Raw genomic sequence first — 4,976 nt, 5'->3', positions numbered from 1 at the left:
CCCGATCCGCGCAGTCCGCCCCTCTTCTCCTAGCCTCCGCCGCTTGTTCGTCCCGTGACGTTCGACGCGCCGCGGGCGGCCGTTGCGCCGTGCGCGGCGACAGCGATGGAATTCAGGAGAAGATCATGCGTGCACTTTGTGGCGCGGCGTTCCGCGCCGCGTACCGCGCGGCGGCCGTCGCCGTCGCGCTCGGCGCGGCCGTCCTTCCGGCGCGCGCCGACGACGATTCGGCCGCGGCGAAGCTGCGGCGACTGGAAGAGCGGCAGCAGGCCGCCGAACAGCAGATCGAACAACTGCGCGCCCGCGTGGCGCGTCTCGACGGCGGCGCCGCGAAGAGCGACGTCGAGTCGCTCCGCGCGGCGCTGGAGCAGCTCGCGGCCGAGCGCCGCGAAGACCGCCGCGCGCTCGACGAACTGAAGGCCCGCGCCGCGGCCGAGACAGCCGGCGCGCCGACGCCCGGCGCCGCGGCGGAGACGGCCGCGGCGGCGAACGGCGCGCCGACGCCAGGCGCCGCGACCGAAGGGGCGAACGCCCCCGCCGCGCCCGCGCGCACGATCGGCGAGCCGTCGCGGGAGACGCCGCCGTCGGCGACGGGGCCGCGCGGCCCCGCCGACCCCGTCGGCCTCGCGCCGTACGACGTCGCCGACGCGACCGGCGCGGTCTCGTCCGGAAGCTCCTTCAACCCGTCGATCTCGGTGATCCCGTCGGGCCTCTACTACCACGACGGCCGCGAGGGTGACGGCGACGCGCTCCTCGCGCGCGCCGACGGCTTCGGCCTCGGCCCCGAGGCGCGCAAGAGCGGCTTCAACCTCGGCGAGACGGAGGTCGCGATCTCCGGCGCCGTCGATCCTTACTTCGACGCTTGGGCCGTGCTGTCGTTCGACGGCGACGGCGGCGCGTCGGTCGAGGAGGCGTACGCGCAGACGCGGGCGCTGCCGTGGGGCCTGCAGCTCCGCTTCGGCAAGTTCAAGAGCGGCGTCGGCTACCTCAACAAGCAGCACTCGCACCAGTGGGACTTCGTCGACGCCCCCCTGCCCTACCAGCTCCTCTTCGGCGAGGCGCTGGCCGACACGGGACTGCAGATGAACTGGGTTCCGCGCCTGCCGTTCTACGCGACGATCGGCGTCGAGGCGCTGCAGGGAGAGAACGAGTTCGTCGCCGCCTACGTCGGCCGGGACGACGAGCATCCGTACTTCGACCGCAAGTCCGGCCCGCGCCTCTTCACCGCCTTCGCCAAGATCGCCCCCGACGTCGGCTACAGCTCGGCGCTGCAGCTCGGCGCCTCGTACGGCAGGGCGACGCGCCACCAGGAGATCGTGCAGTTCCTCGGCGCCGACGAGGCGCGCCAAGGAACGACGCGCTTCTTCGGCCTCGACGCGGTCTACAAGTACGACTCGGGCCGGCAGTACGGCGCGGGCGGCCTCTCGCTCGTCGCCGAGTACATCCGGCGCGTCAAGGACCTCGACGTCGTCGGCCTCGCCGACGACCGCCTCGGCGACCGGCGCCGCGCGACGCAGGACGGCTACTTCGCGCAGGCCGTCTACGGCGTCGCGCCGCGCCTGACGATCGGGCTGCGCCGCGACGTCGCCGGCGCGACGAACCGCCTCGACGCGGGTTCTCTCGGCACGATCGACTACGACGCCGTTTCGCGCTGGTCGGCCGACGTCACCGCGAACCTGACCGAGTTCTCGCGGCTCCGCGTGCAGTGGAGCCGGACGCGCGTCCCGATCGACGGCTCGGGCGAGACGTTCGGCCAGCTCTTCGTGCAGTACCAACTGAGTCTCGGCGCGCACGGCGCGCACAAGTTCTGACGGCGGAGGAAGCCATGATCAAGAAGTCGCTCGTCGCCTTTTCGCTGCTCGCCGCGACGGCCTTCGCCGCCGAGGCCAAGCTCAACGTCGTCGCCACCACCTCGAGCATGGGGATGCTGGCCCGCGTCGTCGCCGGCGACGCGGCGAAGATCACCGTGCTCGCGCCGCCCGACCGCGACGCGCACTACCTGCTCGCCAAGCCGAGCATGATGTTCGCGCTGCGCGACGCCGACCTGCTGCTCGCGGTCGGCGCGGAGCTCGAGGTCGGCTGGCTGCCCGCGGCGCTGCAGGGGGCCAACAACCCGAAGATCCTCCCGCCGCGCCCCGGCTACTTCGAGGGGGCGGCGCAGATCGACCTCCTCGGCAAGGGCGAGGCCGCCGACCGCGCGCGCGGCGACGTCCACCCCGCCGGCAATCCGCACTACTACATGGACCCGCAGCGGATGGCGCGCGTGGCGCAGGCGCTCGCCGCGCGGCTCGCGACGCTCGATCCGGCCGGCGCCGCGCGCTACAAGGCGAACGCCGAGGCGTTCGCGCGCGACGTCGCCGCGCGGATCCCCGAGTGGAAGCGGCGCGCCGCGGGGGCGCCGGGCGTCGTCTTCTTCCACAAGGACGGCGACTACCTCGCCGCGCTGCTCGGCGTGCCGATCCTCGGCTACGTCGAGCCGCTCCCCGGCGTGCCGCCGACGGCCGCGCATCTGCGGGAGCTCGTCGCGTCGCTCTCCGGCAAGCGGGGCGCGATCCTCTACGACTCGTTCCACCCGGGCGAAGGGCCGCGATTCCTCGCCAAGAACCTCGGCTGGCCGGAGCGGCAGCTTCAGCTCGAGTGCGACCTCGGCGCCGACGGCAAGGGGTACCTCGACCACATCGACCGCTGGGTGGCGGCGACGACGGGCGCGGCGCGATGAGCGCGCGGCCCTCGACCGACCGACGCGCGGCGCGCGCCGAAGCGGATCCCGCCGCGAAGGGCGCGGCGCGATGAGCGAGCGCCTTCTGACGGTGGAGGGGCTCGTCGCCGGCTACGCCGCGCCGGTCGTCGGGCCGGTCTCGTTCCACGTGGACGCCGGGGAGATCGTCGGCGTCGCCGGGCCGAACGGCGCGGGGAAGTCGACGCTCCTCGGCGCGCTCGCCGGAACGGCGCGCGTCTTCGGCGGCACGGCGACGACCGCGCCGGGGGTGCGCGTCGAGGTGCAGCGGCAGCGGCCGGTGCGCCCGGCCGAGGCGCCGATCGCGGCGCGCGACGTGCTGCGCCTGACGCACGCCAAGCCGTCGGAGGCGCCGGAGACGCTGCGCCCCCTGCTGCGGACGCGGATCGACCGGCTCTCCGGCGGGCAGTTCCAGCTGCTCAGCGTCTGGGCCTGCCTCGGCTCGCCGGCGCGCCTCGTCTACCTCGACGAGCCGACGAACAACATGGACGCGGCGACGGTGGACGCGCTCGCCGCGGCGCTGACCGCGGCGCGCGACGCCCGCGGCGTCGTCGTCGTCAGCCACGAGGCCGACTTCCTCGCCCGCGTCGCCGACCGCGTGGTGGAGGTGGGGCGATGAACCTCGACTTCTCGCGGGTCTTCGACCCGATCTTCCTCGCGCCGTTCCTCAACGGGCTGCTGCTCGCGCTTCTTTTGCCGGTTCTCGGGGCCTACGTGCGGATGCGCGAGGAGTGGCTCTCCTCGCTCGGCGTCGCGCAGGTCGCGGGCGCCGGCGTCGTCCTCGGGGCGGTCGTCGGCTATCCCGGCCTTCCCGCGGCGCTCGCCGCGGCGGCGTTCGCCGTGGCGGCGAAGACGATCGTCGGCCGCGCCGGCAACGACAACTACGGGATGATGATCCTCGCCGGCTGGACCCTCTCGCTGCTCGCCGCGGCCAACGCCGCGCACGGCGGCGAGCTGGCCCGCGCGGTGAGCGAGGGGCAGCTCTACTTCTCGAACGCGCGGCGAGCGGCGGAGCTCGGCGGGATCGTGCTCGTCGCGGCGGCCGCGCTGCCGTGGCTCTCGCCGCGGCTTCTCCTGGGGCGGCTCTTCCCCGACCACTTCCGCGCCAACGCGCGCCCGGCGTGGCGCCACGAGCTGGCCTTCGACCTGCTCGCCGCGTCGGCGTTGGCGCTGGCGTCGACGACGATCGGCGTGATGGCCGCCTTCGCGTTGGTCTTCGTTCCACCGTGGGTCGCCTTCCGCCGCGCGGGGGGCTGGAGGCGCTCTTTGCTCTGGAGCGCGGGCTTCGGCGTGGCCTCGTACCTCGTCGCCTTCGCCGCGGCGATCATGCTCGACCAGCCGTTCGGCCCGGTCCTCGTGGCGGTTCTTCTTCCCGCCGCGCTGGTGCGCCTGATTCCCGCGCGCGCGTAGGGGAGGCTGGCGCGCCGATCACGTCGTCGGAACAGCGGCGCCTCCACCGCGCCAGCCTCCCCTACACGTTCCCGTTGCCGACGCGGCTCTTGCGGACGCCGTAGGTGAAGAAGATCAGCAAGCCGGCGACCAGCCAGACCGCGAAACGAATCCAGGCCGTTCCGGGAAGGCTGACCATCAGCGCGCCGCAGAACACGATCCCCACCGCAGGCAGCGCCGGGAAAAGCGGCACCTTGAACGGCCGGTCCAGATCGGGGCGCGTGCGCCGCAGCACGATCACGCCGGCGCAGACGATGATGAAGGCGAAGAGCGTCCCGATCGAGCAGAGCTCCGAGGAGACGTTGATCGGCGTCAGCCCCGCGGCCAGCGCGACGACCGCGCCGATGAAGATCGTCGTCAGGTACGGCGTTTGGAACCGCGGGTGGACCTTGGAGAGGAACGGCGGCAGCAGCCCGTCGCGGGACATCGCGAAGAGAATCCGCGGCTGCCCGAGCAGCAGCACCAGCAGCACGCTGGTGATCCCCGCGATCGCCCCGACGCTGATCACCGCCGAAGCCCACGGCATGCCGAGGTGGTTGAGCACCAGCGCCACCGGGTCGGCCACGTCGAGCTCCGTGTACGGCACGACGCCGGTCATGATCGCCGAGACCGCTATGTAGAGCACCGTGGCCACGCAGAGCGAGCCGACGATCCCGATCGGCATGTCGCGCTGCGGGTTGATCGTCTCCTCCGCCGCCGTCGAGACCGCGTCGAAGCCGACGTACGCGAGGAAGACGATCGCCGCCGAGGTCATCACGCCGGAGAAGCCGAACGGCATGAACGGCTTCCA

General features: G+C 73.4%; 5 protein-coding genes. 4 read left to right on the top strand and 1 reads right to left on the bottom strand.

Going from position 1 to position 4,976, the window contains the following annotated elements; genetic code table 11:
- Positions 1-125 precede the first annotated feature (125 nt).
- The 4 genes from LLG88_10220 (at position 126) to LLG88_10205 (ending at position 4,147) form a co-directional block, all read left to right on the top strand.
- Positions 126-1,811, top strand: a complete 1,686-nt coding sequence (locus LLG88_10220; GenBank protein ID MCE5247279.1) for a porin — start codon at positions 126-128, stop codon at positions 1,809-1,811.
- A 14-nt stretch (positions 1,812-1,825) separates the two neighbouring features.
- A complete protein-coding gene (locus tag LLG88_10215; GenBank protein MCE5247278.1) occupies positions 1,826-2,719 on the top strand; it encodes a metal ABC transporter substrate-binding protein in 894 nt (297 codons plus the stop codon).
- 70 nt (positions 2,720-2,789) lie between these two features.
- Entirely contained in the window at positions 2,790-3,356 is a 567-nt protein-coding gene (locus LLG88_10210; protein MCE5247277.1) for an ATP-binding cassette domain-containing protein, read from the top strand.
- Positions 3,353-4,147, top strand: coding sequence for a metal ABC transporter permease (locus tag LLG88_10205; protein MCE5247276.1), 795 nt, complete (start codon positions 3,353-3,355; stop codon positions 4,145-4,147). Before LLG88_10210 ends, LLG88_10205 begins: the two co-directional genes overlap by 4 nt.
- 61 nt (positions 4,148-4,208) lie before the next feature.
- Here the strand turns inward: LLG88_10205 and LLG88_10200 are convergent.
- On the bottom strand, positions 4,209-4,976 hold a 768-nt coding region (locus LLG88_10200), incomplete at its 5' end, for an amino acid permease (protein MCE5247275.1).

It is taken from the genome of bacterium, from assembly GCA_021372775.1.
In the GTDB taxonomy this organism is placed as follows: Bacteria; Acidobacteriota; Polarisedimenticolia; order J045; family J045; genus JAJFTU01.
The sequence above is the reverse complement of the archived record's forward strand: the minus strand, read 5'-3'. Positions and strand labels throughout refer to the sequence as shown.

What these genes read in the sequence shown, in the direction of transcription:
- LLG88_10215 (MCE5247278.1), top strand. Translation starts at nt 1,826, where the DNA reads ATGATCAAGAAGTCGCTCGTCGCCTTTTCGCTGCTCGCCGCGACGGCC.
- LLG88_10210 (MCE5247277.1), top strand. Translation starts at nt 2,790, where the DNA reads ATGAGCGAGCGCCTTCTGACGGTGGAGGGGCTCGTCGCCGGCTACGCC.
- LLG88_10205 (MCE5247276.1), top strand. Translation starts at nt 3,353, where the DNA reads ATGAACCTCGACTTCTCGCGGGTCTTCGACCCGATCTTCCTCGCGCCG.
- LLG88_10220 (MCE5247279.1), top strand. Translation starts at nt 126, where the DNA reads ATGCGTGCACTTTGTGGCGCGGCGTTCCGCGCCGCGTACCGCGCGGCG.